We start from the raw sequence: 15,330 nt of genomic DNA, 5'->3' as shown, positions 1-15,330 counted from the left end.
AAAGAGCATTAGAAACCGGCTGTCCGAAGTCGCAACCGGAAGCGGCAATGCCGCATTTCCACCTGAGGCTCCAGAGAGACGCCGAACTGGGGGAGCCATGAGCAAATCACCAGCCACCCGCGAATTTGCCAGACGTGAACGGCCGATTTCGCCGCACCTCACCGTGTACCGGCCGCCGATCACCATGACGATGTCGATCATTCACCGCATCACCGGTGGGGCGCTGTATTTCGGCACGCTGCTGGTCGCCCTGTGGCTGATGGCGGCGGCCAGCTCGCAGGCGACTTTCGATTGGGCCAATTGGGCCTTCGGCACCTGGCTCGGCCGGCTCATCCTGTTCGGCTACACCTGGGCGCTGATGCACCATATGCTGGGTGGCGTGCGCCATCTGGTCTGGGACACCGGCGCGGGCCTCGAGAAGCATACCGCCTCGAAGATCGCCTGGGCGACGCTGGCCGGTTCGATCCTGCTCACGCTGCTGATCTGGATCGCCGGCTATATGGCGCGGGGAGCCTGACCATGAGCGGCAAAAACACCGACATGCGCACGCCGCTGGCGAGGGTCCGCGGCCTCGGCTCCGCCCGCGAGGGCACCGGGCATTTCTGGCGCCAGCGCCTGACCGCGATCGCCAACATCCCGCTGATCCTGTTCTTCGCCGGCTTCCTGATCGCGCTCAACGGCGCCGACTACGCACATGTGCGGGCAGCTCTTGCCAACCCGTTCGTCGCGCTGGTGATGGCCCTGGTGCTTATTTCCGGGCTTACCCATATGCGGCTCGGCATGCAGGTGATCATCGAGGATTACGTGCATGGCGAAGGCATGAAGCTGGCGCTGATCGCGCTCAATACATTTTTCACCATAGCGGTCGGCGTCGCCTCGATCTTCGCCCTGCTCAAGCTGGCATTCGGAGGCTGAGTTGGCCAAGGACGCGAAACAAGCCAACACGGCAGGCTATACCTTTGTCGACCACAAGTTCGACGTGGTGGTCGTTGGCGCCGGCGGCGCCGGCCTGCGCGCCACGCTCGGCATGGCCGAACAGGGCCTGCGCACCGCCTGCATCAGCAAGGTATTCCCGACCCGCTCGCACACGGTGGCGGCGCAAGGCGGCATTGCCGCCTCGCTGTCCAACATGGGTCCCGATTCCTGGCAGTGGCACATGTACGACACCGTCAAGGGCTCGGACTGGCTGGGCGATGTCGACGCCATGGAATATCTGGTGCGCGAAGCGCCGGCCGCGGTCTACGAGCTCGAACATTACGGCGTGCCGTTTTCGCGCACCGAAGAGGGCAAGATCTACCAGCGGCCGTTCGGCGGCCACATGATGAACTATGGCGAAGGCCCGCCGGTGCAGCGCACCTGTGCCGCCGCCGACCGCACCGGCCATGCCATCCTGCACACGCTTTACGGCCAGTCGCTGAAGAACAACGCGCAGTTCTTCATCGAGTATTTCGCGCTCGACCTGATCATGGAGCCGGACGGCACCTGCACCGGCGTTCTCGCCTGGAATCTGGATGACGGCACCATCCACCGCTTCTCGGCCAAGATGGTGGTGCTGGCGACCGGCGGCTATGGCCGCACCTATTTCTCGGCCACCTCGGCGCACACCTGCACCGGCGACGGCGGCGGCATGGCCGCGCGTGCCGGCTTTCCGCTGCAGGACATGGAGTTCGTGCAATTCCACCCGACCGGCATCTATGGCGCCGGCTGCCTGATCACCGAGGGTGCGCGCGGCGAGGGCGGCTATCTCGTCAATTCCGAGGGCGAGCGCTTCATGGAGCGCTATGCGCCGTCCGCCAAGGACCTTGCCTCGCGCGACGTCGTCTCGCGCTGCATGACGCTGGAAATCCGTGAAGGTCGCGGCGTCGGCAAGAACAAGGACCACATCTTCCTGCATCTCGACCATCTCGATCCCGCCGTCCTGCATGAGCGGCTGCCGGGCATTTCGGAATCGGCCAAGATCTTTGCCGGTGTCGACCTGACCAAGGAGCCGATTCCGGTGCTGCCCACGGTCCACTACAATATGGGCGGCGTGCCGACCAATTACTGGGGCGAGGTGCTCAATCCGACGGCGCTCAATCCAGACCAGGTGTCGCCCGGATTGATGGCTGTCGGCGAAGCCGGCTGCGCCTCCGTGCATGGTGCCAATCGGCTCGGTTCGAATTCGCTGATCGATCTTGTGGTGTTCGGCCGCGCGGCCGCGATCCGCGCCGGCCAGGTCATCGACCGCAAGTCGGCGATCCCTTCGCCCAACGAAGCTTCGGTCGAAAAGATCATGGACCGCTTCGACCGGCTGCGCCACGCCAATGGCTCGACGCCGACGGCCAGCTTGCGTGAAAAGATGCAGAAGGCGATGCAGGAAGACGCGGCCGTATTCCGCACGCAGGAGTCCCTCGAAAGCGGCTGCAAGCGCGTTTCGCAGATCTGGGGCGAGTTGAAGGACATCAAAGTGTCCGACCGCTCGATGATCTGGAACTCCGATCTGGTCGAGACGCTGGAGCTGGAAAACCTGATGGCCAATGCCATCACCACGGTCTACAGCGCCGAGGCGCGCAAGGAGAGCCGCGGCGCACACGCACGCGAGGACTTTTCGGCGCGCGACGACGCGGTCTGGCGCAAGCACACGCTGGCCAGGCTCAGCGAAGACGGCAAGGTGACGCTCTCCTACCGGCCGGTGCACACCGAGCCGCAGCTGGCTGAAAAGGACGGCGGCATCAGCCTCGCCAAGATCGCGCCCAAGGCCCGGGTGTATTGAGGATCGAACATGGTTGAACTCACGCTCCCCAAGAACTCGAAGATCCAGCAGGGCAAGACCTGGCCAAAGCCGGAGGGCGCCACCAATCTGCGGGAATACCGCATCTACCGCTGGTCGCCGGACGATGACGAGAACCCGCGCATCGACACCTATTTCGTCGACATGGACGATTGCGGGCCGATGGTGCTCGACGCGCTGCTGTGGATCAAGAACAAGATCGACCCGACGCTGACCTTGCGGCGTTCCTGCCGCGAAGGCATTTGCGGCTCCTGCGCCATGAACATCGACGGTTCCAACACGCTCGCCTGCACCAAGGGCTGCGACGACATTTCCGGCGCGGTAAAAGTCTACCCGCTGCCGCATATGCAGGTGGTCAAGGATCTTGTGCCCGACCTCACCAATTTCTATGCCCAGCATGCCTCGATCCAGCCCTGGCTAAAGACGGTGTCGCCGGAGCCGGCCAAGGAGTGGCTGCAGAGCCACGAGGACCGCGAGAAACTCGACGGGCTCTACGAATGCATATTGTGCGCCTGCTGCTCGACCTCGTGCCCGAGCTACTGGTGGAACGGCGACCGCTATCTCGGCCCGGCAACGCTTCTGCAGGCCTATCGCTGGCTGATCGATAGCCGTGACGAGGCCACCGGTGAGCGGCTCGACAACCTCGAAGACCCGTTCCGGCTCTATCGCTGCCACACCATCATGAACTGCGCGCAGACCTGCCCGAAAGGCCTCAACCCGGCCAAGGCGATCGCCGAGATCAAGAAGATGATGGTGGAGAGAAGGGTTTAGGCCCTGAATGAAGCGGCTACCTGCTGATTTTTCGCCGGACGCCGTTGCGGCAGTCCGGGCGCGACTCGACCTGGTGCGAACCCAAGGTGTGACGATCCTGTTCGCCATCGAAAGCGGCAGTCGCGCCTGGGGTTTCCCGTCTCCCGACAGCGACTATGATTGCCGCTTCGTTTATGTCAGGCCGGTGCCCGATCACCTCGTGCTGGAACAAGCACGCGACGTGATTGAATTTCCTATCGAAGGCGAGATCGATGCCGGCGGCTGGGATCTGCGCAAGGCCTTGCTGCTGGCGCTCGGCGGCAATGCGGTCATCGTCGAATGGGCAAAGTCACCGATCGTCTATGAGGAAGTCGCGGGATTTCGCCGGCGCCTTCTCGACCTGTTGGCTGAGATCGTCGATCCGGCAAAGGTTTCGCATCACTATCTCGGACTTGCACGGTCGCATGTCGCCAAGATCGGCAGTTTCTCTGGCGAGGTGAAGCTGAAGAAGCTGTTTTATCTCATTCGGCCGCTGGTAGCGCTGGACTGGATGGAGCAGCGCGGCTTTGCCAGCCTGCCTCCGATGAATCTTGGCGAGTGCCTCGACCAGACCGAGATACCCGCACGGGCATGCGACGAAATCCGCAGCCTGATCGAGCGGAAAAGCCAGACGCGGGAGATGGGGTCCGGTCTCACCCCGACCGCAATCGCGCGCTACCTTGAGGCCCGTTATGGACACTATGAAATGAATCTTGCTGGCACGGTCAGGGATGAGGGCCGCCAAGCGCACAATCGAGCCCTTGCAACCGATTTTTACCGCCGGGAGGCTGAACTTCAATGAGCGATGACCTTCCCATCCTTTCCCCCATCGAAGCCCGCATTCTCGGCTGCCTGATCGAGAAGAAGGAGCTGACGCCGGATGTCTATCCGCTGACGCTCAACGCAGCACTGGCCGCCGCCAACCAGAAGACGGCGCGCGAGCCGGTGATGGCACTGGAGCAGACCGAGGTGCACCGGGGGCTGAAGCTGCTTGAACAAAAGGGGCTGGTGCGGCAGATGTTCGGCTCGCGCGTCGAGCGCTACGAGCACCAGATGGCGCAGCGCTTCTCGCTGACCACGCCGCAGACTGCTTTGATCGGCCTGCTGTTGCTGCGCGGGCCGCAGACGGCCCATGAACTGCTGGCGCGCGGCGAGCGCATGGCGCGGTTCCCGTCGATCGAAGATCTGCGCGCCGAACTCGACATGCTGATCGGACGTCGGCCGCCACTCATCCAGGAAATCCCGCGCGGACCAGGCCAGCGCGAGGACCGCTACGTTCATCTCCTCAGCGGCCCGGTGGACGTTGCCGCCCTTTCGGTGCAGCGAAGTGCATCGGCCTTGCCTGCTTCCGACCTGGAGGCGCGGTTGGAGGCATTGGAGCAGGAAGTCGCCGCACTGCGCGCTCGCCTGGACGCGCTGGGAGCATAGGCCGGCGCGCGCCCGGGCGTTCGCGCCGGGTCTTACACGGATGCAGCGCTTTCAGCCGAGCCGGGCATCAAGCGATACGTTTATGGCGCCGAGCGCCTTCGAGACCGGGCATCCGGCCTTGGCCTTCTCGGCCAGCTCCGTGAATTTCGCCGCATCGATGCCCGGGACCTTGCCGACCACGGTGAGGGCGCTGCCGGTGATCCCGGTGCCTGGAACCAGCGTCACCACGGCCTTGGCGTCGAGTTCGGTGGCAGGCGTGCCGTTCTCGGCCAGGAAATGCGAGAACTGCATGGCAAAGCAGCCTGCGTGCGCCGCGGCGATCAGTTCTTCCGGATTGGTGCCGGATTTGCCGCTCTCGTCCTCGAAGCGCGCCTTGAACGAATAGGGCGTGCCCTTCAGGGTTCCGCTCTGGGTGTCGAGCGTGCCCGTGCCCTCTTTCAGATTGCCTTTCCAGACGGCGTTTGCGGTGCGGTCCATGAATTCCTCCTTGGTTGTCGTGGTTGGGGTTCGTTGTCGAGGCCGAGCCGGCGTCCGGTCAACTATAGCGCGCGCGGACGCGAAGGCCACTGCGCTCTTTGAACCACCGCACAGTGCCGGCACCGGTGGCCAGATTTTTCCGAAAAATGCCGGTGCAGAAATGTCGACTTTGATCTGCTTCGCCCGTCCTGCGGATGGCCACGGATTTGTGGCCGGATGGAGGTTCACATGGACAATATGTTTTTGGCATCGTGGAAAGGTGCAGGCTGCGGAGGCGGGCGACGAGAAGAAGACTTCTGGCTGCGTCCGCCGGCGTCCGGCTTTGGCCGGCTTCTGGCGGCGGTTGCCATCATCGGCATCGCGGCATGCCTTCTCGATCATGCGGCGGCGGTCAGTGGCAACACCGATGCCCTCGTCGGCGCATCCTATGGTTCACAGCGGCAAGGGGGCTGGAAATGAAATATGTCTGCCTGGTTTATGGTGAGGAAAAGGATCTTCACGCGCTGACCCCGGCAAGGTCGGCCAAGCTCGACGCCGATTCGCTGGCCTACGACCGGGCGCTGGAGGAGAGCGGCCTGCTGATCGTCGCGCAGGCGCTGCAATCGGTGAAAACAGCCAAAACCGTGCGGCGGCGTCAGGGCAAGCGGCTGGTCATCGACGGGCCGTTCGCCGAGACCAAGGAGCAATTGCTTGGTTTCGTTATGATCGAGGCCGGAGATCTCGAAGCGGCGCTGGACATTGCCGCTGGTATTCCACTGGCCGAACTCGGCACGATCGAGGTCCGGGCCATCTACGACATACCGGGGTCATAGAGCCCTGCCAGCGTTGTGGCTGCTTCGAAAACCAGAGCGTCGGGCTGAGCGTTCGGGCTTCGGTTCCGTGCGCAACTTTTGCGTGTTGAAGCAAGGCGAGAGTTCTCCTATCGTCGCCGGGGTTCTTGGGGATTTCGACATGCCTTTCCTGATTGCTATCCTTGGCGTGTTAGGCGCGGCGGCGTTCTGGTGGTACCGGATGAAGGCCATGAACGAGGCCGCGCGTGACGTTGCCGATGTCATTGGCCGGGTTCAGGGCTCGGTACGCCGCAAGAAGCTGCGCAAGCAGGCGGCGCTGTCGCCGCTGACGGCGATCGATGATCCAGTCGTAGCGGCGGCTACGCTGATCACATCAATCGTCTCCGAGGATGGGCCCATCCTGCCGCAGCGCGAGGCCGTCATCCGCGCGGTGATTTCAGAGATCGCCGACAAGAAGAAGACCGACGAGGCGGTGATCTATGCCAAATGGGCGGCGGCGCAAGTCGACGACGCCACCGTTGTCATCGACAAGCTGGCGCCGTTTCTACGCGAACGTCTCGATGTCGCCGAGCGAAACGATCTGCTGCAGATGGTCAACCGCGCCGCCCAGGGCGGCGAGAAACGCATCGAAATATCCGACCAGAGGATATTGCGGCTGCGGCAAAAGCTGGGTTTTGAGGTCAACTAGGGTGTGCTGATATTCAGGTGAGCCCGGCCTGCAAATGGCAGCTTCCTGCGCTTCCGGTGCTCACGTACCCAAATGTACGCTCCGCTCCGGTTCTCGGAATCCGCCATTTTCGGCTCGGCCTGACCTGAATCTCAACACACCCCTGCCATGGCGGCGGGTCAGATCGCCTCGCCCTTCAATAGTCGCGGCGTGCTGGCGGACAGTCCCGACGCCTGCCGGATAAAAAAATCCTTCAGGCGCGGCATGCGTTCGACGAGACCGAGGCCGATGTCGCGGACGGTGCGCAGCGGGCCGATATCGTTGGAAAACAGCCGGTTCAGCGCGTCCGTGGTGACACCCATCTGCACCGTGTCGAAGCGGCGCCACTGCTGGTAGCGCCCGAGCACGTCGAGCGCGCCGATGTCCCGGCCGAGCCGGTCGGCCTCGACGATCACCTCGGCAAGGGCCGCGACATCCTTGAAGCCGAGATTGAGGCCCTGGCCGGCGATCGGGTGGATGCCGTGGGCGGCATCGCCGGCGAGCGCGATGCGGGGTGCGACGAAGGCGCGCGCAATGGTCAGGCCGAGCGGCCAGGCGCGCGGCTTGTCGGCAACGCGGATCTCGCCAAGCTTCAGGCCAAAACGCTGCTCGAGTTCGTGTTCGAAGAGGAGATCGTCACCGGCCACCAGCTTCTCGGCGTCGGGCGTACGCTCGACCCAGACGATCGACGAGCGGTTGGTGCCGTCCTCGCCGGGCTTGAGTGGCAATGTGGCGAAGGGGCCGGCCGGCAGGAAATGCTCTTCGGCGCGACCATTATGCGGGCGTTCATGCGCCACGGTGCAGACGATGCCCGACTGGCCATATTCCCACTTCACCGTCTTGATGCCGGCCATGTCGCGCAGCTTCGAGTTGACGCCGTCGGCGGCGACCAGCAACCGGGCCTTCAGGGTCGCGCCGTCGGCGAGGTGAACGGTGATGCCGGCGCCGTTGGTCTCGAACCCCTGCACGGCGACGCCTTCGATGATGTCGATGCCGACCTTTTCGGCGCTGGCCCGCAAGGCGCCGTTCAGCACCCTGTTGGCGACCATATGCGCAAAGGGCTCGCCCGGCGCCACTTCGCCGTCGAAGGTCAGAAAGACCGGACGCACCGGATCGGCGGTGCGCGAATCGGTGATGATCATCTCGGTGATCGCCTGCGCCTGGGGCACGATCTCGGCCCACACGCCGAGCTGGTCGAGCATGCGGCAGGCGGCGGCGGCGATGGCCGAGGCGCGGCCATCCCTTTGCCAGGCGCCAGCAGGTGCGGCATCGACGAGAGCGATGGCGAGACCCGGTCGCGCCTGCTTCAGCGACACGGCGGCGGCCAGGCCGACATAGCCGGCGCCGGCGACCAGGACATCGAGCCCAGATACTGTTTTCGCGTTTGCCCCGGTTTGCGTGTCCGCCTTGCGTTCCATCATCTTCGCTCCTGCGCGCCGCCGGGTCCTGCACCCTTGACTGCCTGTCCGTCCTGTCGGAAACCGCCATAACACTTCTGCGGCGAGGGCGCGAAATATGACGGCAGCCATGGACGAGCTTCTCGGCATTCTCGACCTCGAGAAGCTGGAACACAATCTGTATCGTGGTCGCAGCCCCTTGCTCGACTGGCAGCGCGTGTTCGGCGGCCAGACCATCGCCCAGGCGCTGGTGGCGGCGCAGCGGACAGTGGATCCCGATCGGCACGTGCATTCGCTGCACGGCTATTTCATGCGGCCCGGCGACACCAAGGTGCCGATCGTCTACGAGGTCGACCGTATTCGCGACGGCGGCTCCTTCACCACGCGGCGCGTGGTGGCAGTCCAGCACGGCCAGGCGATCTTTTCGCTCGAAGCCTCGTTCCAGCAGGACGAGGTCGGTCTCGAGCACCAGGTGCCGATGCCGCAGGACGTTCCGGGGCCGGACACATTGCTGTCGCAACGCGAATTGCTGGGCAAATTCGCCGACGCGGTGCCCGATGGCATCAAACGCTACTGGGAGCGCGACCGGCCGATCGAGATGAAGCCGGTGATGCTGAAGCATTACACCAGCCGCGAAAAGCTGGAGCCGAAGCAGAATATCTGGATCCGCACCACAGGTCCGGTGCCGGCGGACCGCGCCATCCAGGCGGCGGTGCTCGCCTATCTTTCCGACATGACGCTGCTCGACACATCGACCTTCGCGCATGGCCGCGCCATTTTCGACCGCGATATCCAGGCGGCGAGCCTCGACCACGCCATGTGGTTCCATCGCAGTCATGCGCTCGACGACTGGATGCTCTACACGCAGGACAGCCCGTCGACACAGGGGTCACGCGGCTTTACACGCGGGTCGCTGTTTGCCCGCGACGGCACGCTGATCGCCTCGGTCGCGCAGGAAGGGCTGATCCGGCTGAAGCGATCGCCTGCAGAGTAGGCATTTTTCAAAAATTGCCCAATTTTTAAGCAGATGCATCGCCGCAGCTATCAACAGGTTGCGTCGGAACGCTCCTCAATCTCTTTGTTTACAATGGGTTAACACACTGCTTCGGCACTTGGCACGGAGCTTGAATCCTCGTGGGCACTCTCCGGCTTTTTAGGATCGGTGAAGGTGTGCAAACGCGGGGGACCGCAACAGCGAAGGGTGAAACCTTATGAAAATCGTGATGGCAATCATCAAGCCGTTCAAGCTCGACGAGGTACGCGAAGCGCTTACCGCCGTCGGCATCCAGGGCCTGACCGTCACCGAAGTCAAAGGCTACGGGCGTCAGAAAGGGCATACGGAGATCTATCGCGGGGCGGAATACGCGGTCAGCTTCCTGCCGAAGATCAAGATCGAAGTCGCCGTCAGTTCCGACATGGTGGACAAGGCTGTCGAAGCCATCACCGCCGCCGCCAAGACCGGGCAGATCGGCGACGGCAAGATCTTCGTTTTCGGCATCGATCAGGCGGTGCGCATCCGCACCGGCGAAACAGACACCGACGCGCTCTGAGCGGCGATCACGTATTCCAATGGAGAGTTCAATGAATATTCCTTCCACCTTGAAGTCAGCGGCGCGCTCCGCGCTGCTCGGCTCGTTCGCGCTCGGAGCATTGGGCACGGTCGCCGCATTCGCGCAGGAAGCGGCTCCCGCCGCGGCCGCAGCAGCGCCAGCTTTCACCGTCGACAAGGGCGACACCACGTGGATGATGGTTTCCACCGTTCTGGTGCTGTTGATGACGGTTCCAGGTCTTGCGCTTTTCTACGGCGGCCTGGTTCGCAGCAAGAACATGCTGTCAGTGCTGATGCAGGTCTTCACCATCACCAGCGTGGTCATGATCATCTGGGTTTTCTACGGCTACAGCCTCGCCTTCACCCCGGGCAACGCCTTCGTCGGCGGCCTTTCCAAGATGTTTCTCTCCGGCGTCGATGTGACGACCCTGTCGGAAACCTTTACCAAGGGTGTCGCCATTCCTGAACTGGTGTTCGTCGTCTTCCAGATGACCTTCGCCTGCATCACGCCGGCTCTGATCGTCGGCGCCTTCGCCGAACGCGTCAAATTCTCCGCTTTGATCCTTTTCGTCATCCTGTGGGTCACTTTCATCTACTTCCCGATCGCTCATATGGTCTGGTTCTGGGGCGGCCCGAGCGCTTATAGCGATCCGACGGGCCTCATCTTCAGCTTCGGCGCCATCGACTTCGCCGGCGGCACGGTCGTTCACATCAATGCGGGCATTGCCGGCCTCGTCGGCGCGCTCATGATCGGCAAGCGCAGCGGCTACAAGAAGGATCTCATGGCGCCGCACTCGATGACGCTGACCATGGTCGGTGCTTCGCTGCTGTGGGTCGGCTGGTTTGGCTTCAACGCCGGTTCGAACCTTGAAGCGAACGCCTATGCGGTGCTGGCCATGATCAATACCTTCGTCGCCACGGCGGCGGCGGCGGTCACCTGGATCGTGCTTGAATCGCTGCTGCGCGGCAAAGCCTCCATGCTTGGTGCTGTTTCGGGTGCGGTGACCGGCCTCGTCGCCGTCACGCCCGCTGCCGGCTTTGCCGGCCCGATGGGCGCCATCGTGCTCGGCATCGTCGCCACCTTCGTCTGCTACTTCTTCGTCTCGGTGGTGAAGAACACGTTCGACTACGACGACAGCCTTGATGTCTTCGGCGTCCACTGCATCGGCGGCATCATCGGCGCGCTCGGCACAGGCATCCTGGTCAATCCTGCCCTCGGTGGCGCCGGCATTGTCGACTATTCGACGGCCGACTTTGCTGCCGGCTATGCCGGCACGGCCACCCAGCTGCTGGCGCAAGCCAAGGGTGTCCTGGTGACCCTGCTGTGGTCGGGTATCGGCAGCGCCATCCTCTACAAGATCGTCGACCTGATCATCGGCCTGCGTCCGACAGCCGACGCAGAGCGCGAAGGCCTCGACCTCACCTCGCATGGCGAAGCGGCCTATCACTCGTAAGCCCTGTGCGAGGCGGCCTCGGCCGCCCCGCAATCCTATCCCGTCGTGATGCTCCCGAAAGGAGTTCACGCATTGAGGCCCGGATCGCATCCGGGCCTCTTTTTTTGGCAAGTCATTCCGGCAATGCCCGTCTTGGCGCAATCACGTTCGTGTGATCAGGTTTTTTGAGGAAACAACGACCGCTCTGGTTTCGAACTGGGGGGACGATCGTCGTTCTGCCGCTCGTGCCAAACAACAGGGAAGGAAACCATTTCATGAACCTCAAGAATATCTGCCTTGGAGCGCTCGCTCTTTCCATGGTCAGCGGCTTTGCATTTGCCGGCGCTCTGGATGAGCCCGACAACATGGCGCCGTTCTTCACGGATTCCGGCATGAAGACCATGAAGCCGATGGCGGATTTCAAGACCGCTTTCATGGCCATGCCGATGGAAAAGCAGGAAGCGATGAAGAAGGAATGCCAGGATGCGGCGATGAGCAAGCCGTATGCGGAATTCTGCGCTAATGTGCAGGCGCTCGGCGGCGCCAACTGATTTGTCCGGTCGGGCCGAGGCCCGATCTTTGTTCCAAACGACCAATGGCGGGCCCGGCAGTCCGCCATTGTTTCGGCAGGCGGCAGCTCTATCCGCCGGCGCCGTCGTCCATCATGGTGTTCGTCAGCGCTTCATACGCGCTGCTGCATGTCCGGGAATGCGGGCAATTCCTGACGATCAGCACAGGCGCCACTGTCAGGACCGCAGCGATCAAAACCCGCAGGCCGAGGCCTCGCACTGCAAATCCCTTGCCGAAAAGACCTCTGAACAGAAAATACAGGCCTTGTCCGAGGCAGGCTGTGGCGAGGATGTGCAGCAGCGGACCGGTCGCTCTGGCGAAGGGCGTCACATAGCCGTCCGGGAAGCCCACCATGCCGAGTTCGACGAACCAGTGCAAAGCGAGCAGCAAACTGAGCCCTGCCCAGGCCAGTGCCGCCACGCGAAGGAAGACGGGTTGCATGCCTTTACCCAAATTGGCGACCCCCCTCGCCCACACTCGGCGCCATTCTTCGAGCAGCAAGCGGCTCAACCAGTGGTAACGAGGTTTGATCATCTCAACCTCTTATAGTTAATGCGCCCTTAACCTTCCCACCGATAGTCTGAGGCCCGAATCTGCCGGAATGCGCCACGCACCCGGCGAGACCATGACAGACGGGGAAGAGCATGCGTTCAGGGGCTTCAGCACCGCTTGCGCTGGCCGATACGGGGCACGGCATCCAGGCGTTCGCGCGGCGTCAGGTCGGGCGGCTGGTCGGCGTCGGCCTGTTCGCGCTGGCCGCCTTTGGCGTTGCCAGCCTTGCCACCTGGAATGTCGCCGATCCGAGTTTTTCCCACGCGACGAACAACACCGTCACCAATGCCATGGGCTATGCGGGTGCCGTGTTCTCCGACCTGGCCATGCAGTTCTTCGGCCTCGCCGCCGTCGCGGCCCTGGTTCCGACGGTCATCTGGGGATTCCTGCTGTTTTCCGCGCGCGGTGTCGACAGGCTGCCCAAGCGCGGGCTGTCCTGGTTCGGCTTCGCGCTGCTGGCCGCGGCCATGGTCGGCTGCGTTGTGCCGCCCAAGACCTGGCCGCTGCCCACCGGCCTCGGCGGTGTGTTTGGCGACATGGTGCTGAAGATCCCCGGCGTCGTCATCGGCGGCTATCCGACCGGGCTGATCGCCAGCATCATCGCCATCCTGCTGGCCGCACCCGCGCTGTGGCTCTTTGCCCATGGTTCGGCGCTGATCGGTCGCAAGAACGGCTTCGCCGTGATGGAGGACGAGCCCGCCGCCGATCCGCGCGAGGACGACCTGTTGTTCGACAATGACGAGGACGAAGGCGACGAGGGTATCCTGGCGCTCGGCGCCATCACCCATTGGTGGCTGTCGCTGCGCGCGTGGATGCACCGCCGTGCCTTGCGCCGCAGGCAGGAGCGGGACGAGTACGAGCCGGAGATGGAGCAACGCTCCACCGCCTGGCGCCGCGCCGCCGAACGGGTCGAATCGGCGGAGTTTGCCGAGCAGCGGATGAGCCAGGATGGCCGTGCCCGCGTCGAGCCCGAATTCTTCGCCGCCATGGTCAATGACCGCAGCGCCTCGCTCGACCCCGACGATGCCGACATCTTCGACGACCGCTTCGACAATCCAGGCGAGGATGCCGATTTCGACGATGAACCTGTCGTGCAACGCCGCGGCGCGCCGACCGCCAAGGTGCAGCCGTTCCGCTCCGACGCAGCCACCCGCGTCGAGGCGCCGGCGGCGCGCCCCGTGCCCGGCGCCCGCGTCCAGCGCGAAGCCCAGACATCGCTGATCGACTCGGAAAAATTCGAAATGCCGTCGCTCCACTTCCTCTCCGAGCCGAAGAACGTGGTGCGCGACGCCAGCCTGTCCAAGGACGCGCTGGAACAGAACGCCCGCCTGCTCGAAGGCGTGCTGGAGGACTTCGGCGTCAAGGGCGAGATCATCGCCGTCCGCCCCGGTCCGGTGGTCACACTCTATGAGCTCGAACCGGCGCCCGGCATCAAATCGTCACGCGTCATCGGCCTGTCCGACGACATTGCGCGCTCGATGAGCGCCATCGCCTGCCGCGTCGCCGTGGTGCCCGGCCGCAACGCCATCGGCATCGAACTGCCGAACGCCAAGCGCGAAACCGTCTATCTCAGAGAGATTCTGGCCAGCCGTGACTTCGAGACGACGAAGGCCAAGCTGGCGCTGGCGCTGGGCAAGACCATCAATGGCGAGGCGGTCATCGTCGACATCGCCAAGATGCCGCACGTGCTGGTCGCCGGCACCACCGGCTCGGGCAAGTCGGTCGCCATCAACACCATGATCCTGTCGCTTCTCTACCGGCTGAAGCCGGAAGAATGTCGGCTGATCATGATCGATCCGAAAATGCTGGAACTTTCGGTCTATGACGGCATCCCGCATCTGCTCACGCCCGTCGTCACCGATCCGAAGAAGGCCGTGGTGGCGCTGAAATGGACCGTGCGCGAGATGGAGGATCGCTACCGCAAGATGTCCAAGGTCGGCGTGCGCAACATCGACGGCTTCAACGCCCGCGTCAGCCAGGCGGACAAGAAGGGCGAGAAGATCTCGCGCACCGTGCAGACCGGCTTCGACCGCCAGACCGGCGAGGCGATCTACGAGACCGAGAACCTCGATCTCGAGCCGATGCCCTATATCGTCGTCATCATCGACGAGATGGCCGACCTGATGATGGTCGCCGGCAAGGACATCGAAGGTGCCGTGCAGCGCCTGGCGCAGATGGCGCGCGCCGCCGGCATCCATGTCATCATGGCAACGCAGCGGCCGTCGGTCGACGTCATCACCGGCACCATCAAAGCCAATTTCCCGACCCGCATCTCCTTCCAGGTGACGTCGAAGATCGACAGCCGCACCATTCTGGGCGAGCAGGGCGCCGAGCAGCTGCTCGGCATGGGCGACATGCTCTACATGGCCGGCGGCGGCCGCATCCAGCGCGTGCACGGCCCGTTCGTCGCCGACGAAGAGGTCGAGAAGATCGTTGCGCATCTGAAGCTGCAGGGCGTGCCGGAATATCTCGACGCCATCACCGAGGATGATGGCGAGGACGACGACGAGCCGTCGGGCAAGGGTGGGTCCGGTGGCGGCAACAGCAATTTCGAGGATTCCGACGATCCCTACGATCAGGCGGTCTCCGTGGTGCTGCGCGATGGCAAGGCCTCGACCAGCTATATCCAGCGCCGGCTGGGCATCGGCTATAACCGCGCCGCCTCGATCATCGAGAAGATGGAAAAGGAAGGTATCGTCGGCCCGGCCAACCATGCCGGCAAGCGCGAGATCCTGGTGCCGACCGAAGAGGACAAGTTCTGACCACAAAGCCTGACCCTTGTGACATCCCGGTCCGGCAACCTTGAACCTTTCAAGGCGTTGAAGCGACCAAGGGACGTCTGACCCGCCAAATTTCAGCCTAACTGGG

Annotated in this window: 16 protein-coding genes; 13 read left to right on the top strand and 3 right to left on the bottom strand. The window is 63.5% G+C overall.

Annotated elements, in window-relative coordinates:
• Positions 1-97 precede the first annotated feature (97 nt).
• The 6 genes from sdhC to EOD15_RS13430 are packed head-to-tail and all read left to right on the top strand — an operon-like array spanning position 98 to position 4,987.
• Positions 98-517 carry a succinate dehydrogenase, cytochrome b556 subunit gene (gene sdhC, locus EOD15_RS13455; RefSeq protein ID WP_032900823.1) on the top strand — a complete coding sequence of 140 codons (420 nt, stop codon included), beginning with the start codon at positions 98-100 and terminating at the stop codon, positions 515-517.
• Positions 518-519: 2 nt separating this feature from the next.
• A complete protein-coding gene (gene sdhD / locus EOD15_RS13450) occupies positions 520-915 on the top strand; it encodes a succinate dehydrogenase, hydrophobic membrane anchor protein (protein ID WP_127322426.1) in 396 nt (131 codons plus the stop codon).
• Position 916: 1 nt separating this feature from the next.
• A complete protein-coding gene (sdhA, locus tag EOD15_RS13445) occupies positions 917-2,752 on the top strand; it encodes a succinate dehydrogenase flavoprotein subunit (protein WP_127322425.1) in 1,836 nt (611 codons plus the stop codon).
• Positions 2,753-2,761: 9 nt separating this feature from the next.
• Positions 2,762-3,541 (top strand): succinate dehydrogenase iron-sulfur subunit, encoded by a 780-nt coding sequence (locus EOD15_RS13440; protein WP_127382861.1) that lies wholly within the window; start codon positions 2,762-2,764, stop codon positions 3,539-3,541.
• A 7-nt stretch (positions 3,542-3,548) separates the two neighbouring features.
• On the top strand, positions 3,549-4,361 hold the full coding sequence (locus EOD15_RS13435) for a nucleotidyltransferase domain-containing protein (RefSeq protein WP_245463664.1): 813 nt from the start codon (positions 3,549-3,551) through the stop codon (positions 4,359-4,361).
• Positions 4,358-4,987 (top strand): DUF480 domain-containing protein, encoded by a 630-nt coding sequence (locus tag EOD15_RS13430; RefSeq protein ID WP_127322671.1) that lies wholly within the window; start codon positions 4,358-4,360, stop codon positions 4,985-4,987. The genes EOD15_RS13435 and EOD15_RS13430 overlap by 4 nt, the downstream gene beginning before the upstream one ends.
• Before the next feature lie 51 nt (positions 4,988-5,038).
• Here EOD15_RS13430 and EOD15_RS13425 read toward each other — a convergent pair whose 3' ends face one another.
• Complete coding sequence (locus EOD15_RS13425) at positions 5,039-5,464, bottom strand: OsmC family protein (RefSeq protein ID WP_127322672.1); 426 nt, start codon at positions 5,462-5,464, stop codon at positions 5,039-5,041.
• Positions 5,465-5,919: 455 nt separating this feature from the next.
• On the opposite strand from EOD15_RS13425, the gene EOD15_RS13415 reads away from it, so the two are divergent.
• Together EOD15_RS13415 and EOD15_RS13410 are read left to right on the top strand one after the other, a co-directional pair.
• On the top strand, positions 5,920-6,276 hold the full coding sequence (locus EOD15_RS13415) for a YciI family protein (RefSeq protein ID WP_127322673.1): 357 nt from the start codon (positions 5,920-5,922) through the stop codon (positions 6,274-6,276).
• A 139-nt stretch (positions 6,277-6,415) separates the two neighbouring features.
• Positions 6,416-6,943, top strand: a complete 528-nt coding sequence (locus EOD15_RS13410; RefSeq protein WP_127330211.1) for a hypothetical protein — start codon at positions 6,416-6,418, stop codon at positions 6,941-6,943.
• 158 nt (positions 6,944-7,101) lie between these two features.
• On the opposite strand, the gene EOD15_RS13405 is transcribed toward EOD15_RS13410, so the two are convergent.
• A complete protein-coding gene (locus EOD15_RS13405) occupies positions 7,102-8,379 on the bottom strand; it encodes a ubiquinone biosynthesis hydroxylase (protein ID WP_164761644.1) in 1,278 nt (425 codons plus the stop codon).
• A gap of 97 nt (positions 8,380-8,476) precedes the next feature.
• Here EOD15_RS13405 and tesB point away from each other — a divergent pair, with 97 nt between their 5' ends.
• The 4 genes from tesB to EOD15_RS13385 all read left to right on the top strand — a co-directional run bounded on the left by tesB (position 8,477) and on the right by EOD15_RS13385 (position 11,891).
• Positions 8,477-9,352 (top strand): acyl-CoA thioesterase II, encoded by an 876-nt coding sequence (gene tesB / locus EOD15_RS13400; protein ID WP_127319574.1) that lies wholly within the window; start codon positions 8,477-8,479, stop codon positions 9,350-9,352.
• Positions 9,353-9,569: 217 nt separating this feature from the next.
• Positions 9,570-9,908 carry a P-II family nitrogen regulator gene (locus tag EOD15_RS13395; RefSeq protein ID WP_013892292.1) on the top strand — a complete coding sequence of 113 codons (339 nt, stop codon included), beginning with the start codon at positions 9,570-9,572 and terminating at the stop codon, positions 9,906-9,908.
• Between the two features lie 31 nt (positions 9,909-9,939).
• Positions 9,940-11,361 carry an ammonium transporter gene (locus EOD15_RS13390; RefSeq protein WP_127267327.1) on the top strand — a complete coding sequence of 474 codons (1,422 nt, stop codon included), beginning with the start codon at positions 9,940-9,942 and terminating at the stop codon, positions 11,359-11,361.
• A 254-nt stretch (positions 11,362-11,615) separates the two neighbouring features.
• Positions 11,616-11,891 (top strand): hypothetical protein, encoded by a 276-nt coding sequence (locus tag EOD15_RS13385; protein ID WP_127267328.1) that lies wholly within the window; start codon positions 11,616-11,618, stop codon positions 11,889-11,891.
• Positions 11,892-11,979: 88 nt separating this feature from the next.
• On the opposite strand, the gene EOD15_RS13380 is transcribed toward EOD15_RS13385, so the two are convergent.
• Positions 11,980-12,444: a hypothetical protein gene (locus EOD15_RS13380; protein WP_245463663.1), complete on the bottom strand. Its 465-nt coding sequence runs from the start codon at positions 12,442-12,444 to the stop codon at positions 11,980-11,982.
• Positions 12,445-12,554: 110 nt separating this feature from the next.
• On the opposite strand from EOD15_RS13380, the gene EOD15_RS13375 reads away from it, so the two are divergent.
• Positions 12,555-15,224: a DNA translocase FtsK gene (locus EOD15_RS13375; protein WP_127319572.1), complete on the top strand. Its 2,670-nt coding sequence runs from the start codon at positions 12,555-12,557 to the stop codon at positions 15,222-15,224.
• The last annotated feature ends 106 nt before the right edge of the window (positions 15,225-15,330 follow it).

Origin of the sequence: Mesorhizobium sp. M7A.T.Ca.US.000.02.2.1, from assembly GCF_003996995.1 — a bacterium.
Taxonomy (GTDB): Bacteria; Pseudomonadota; Alphaproteobacteria; order Rhizobiales; family Rhizobiaceae; genus Mesorhizobium.
The sequence above is the reverse complement of the archived record's forward strand: the minus strand, read 5'-3'. Positions and strand labels throughout refer to the sequence as shown.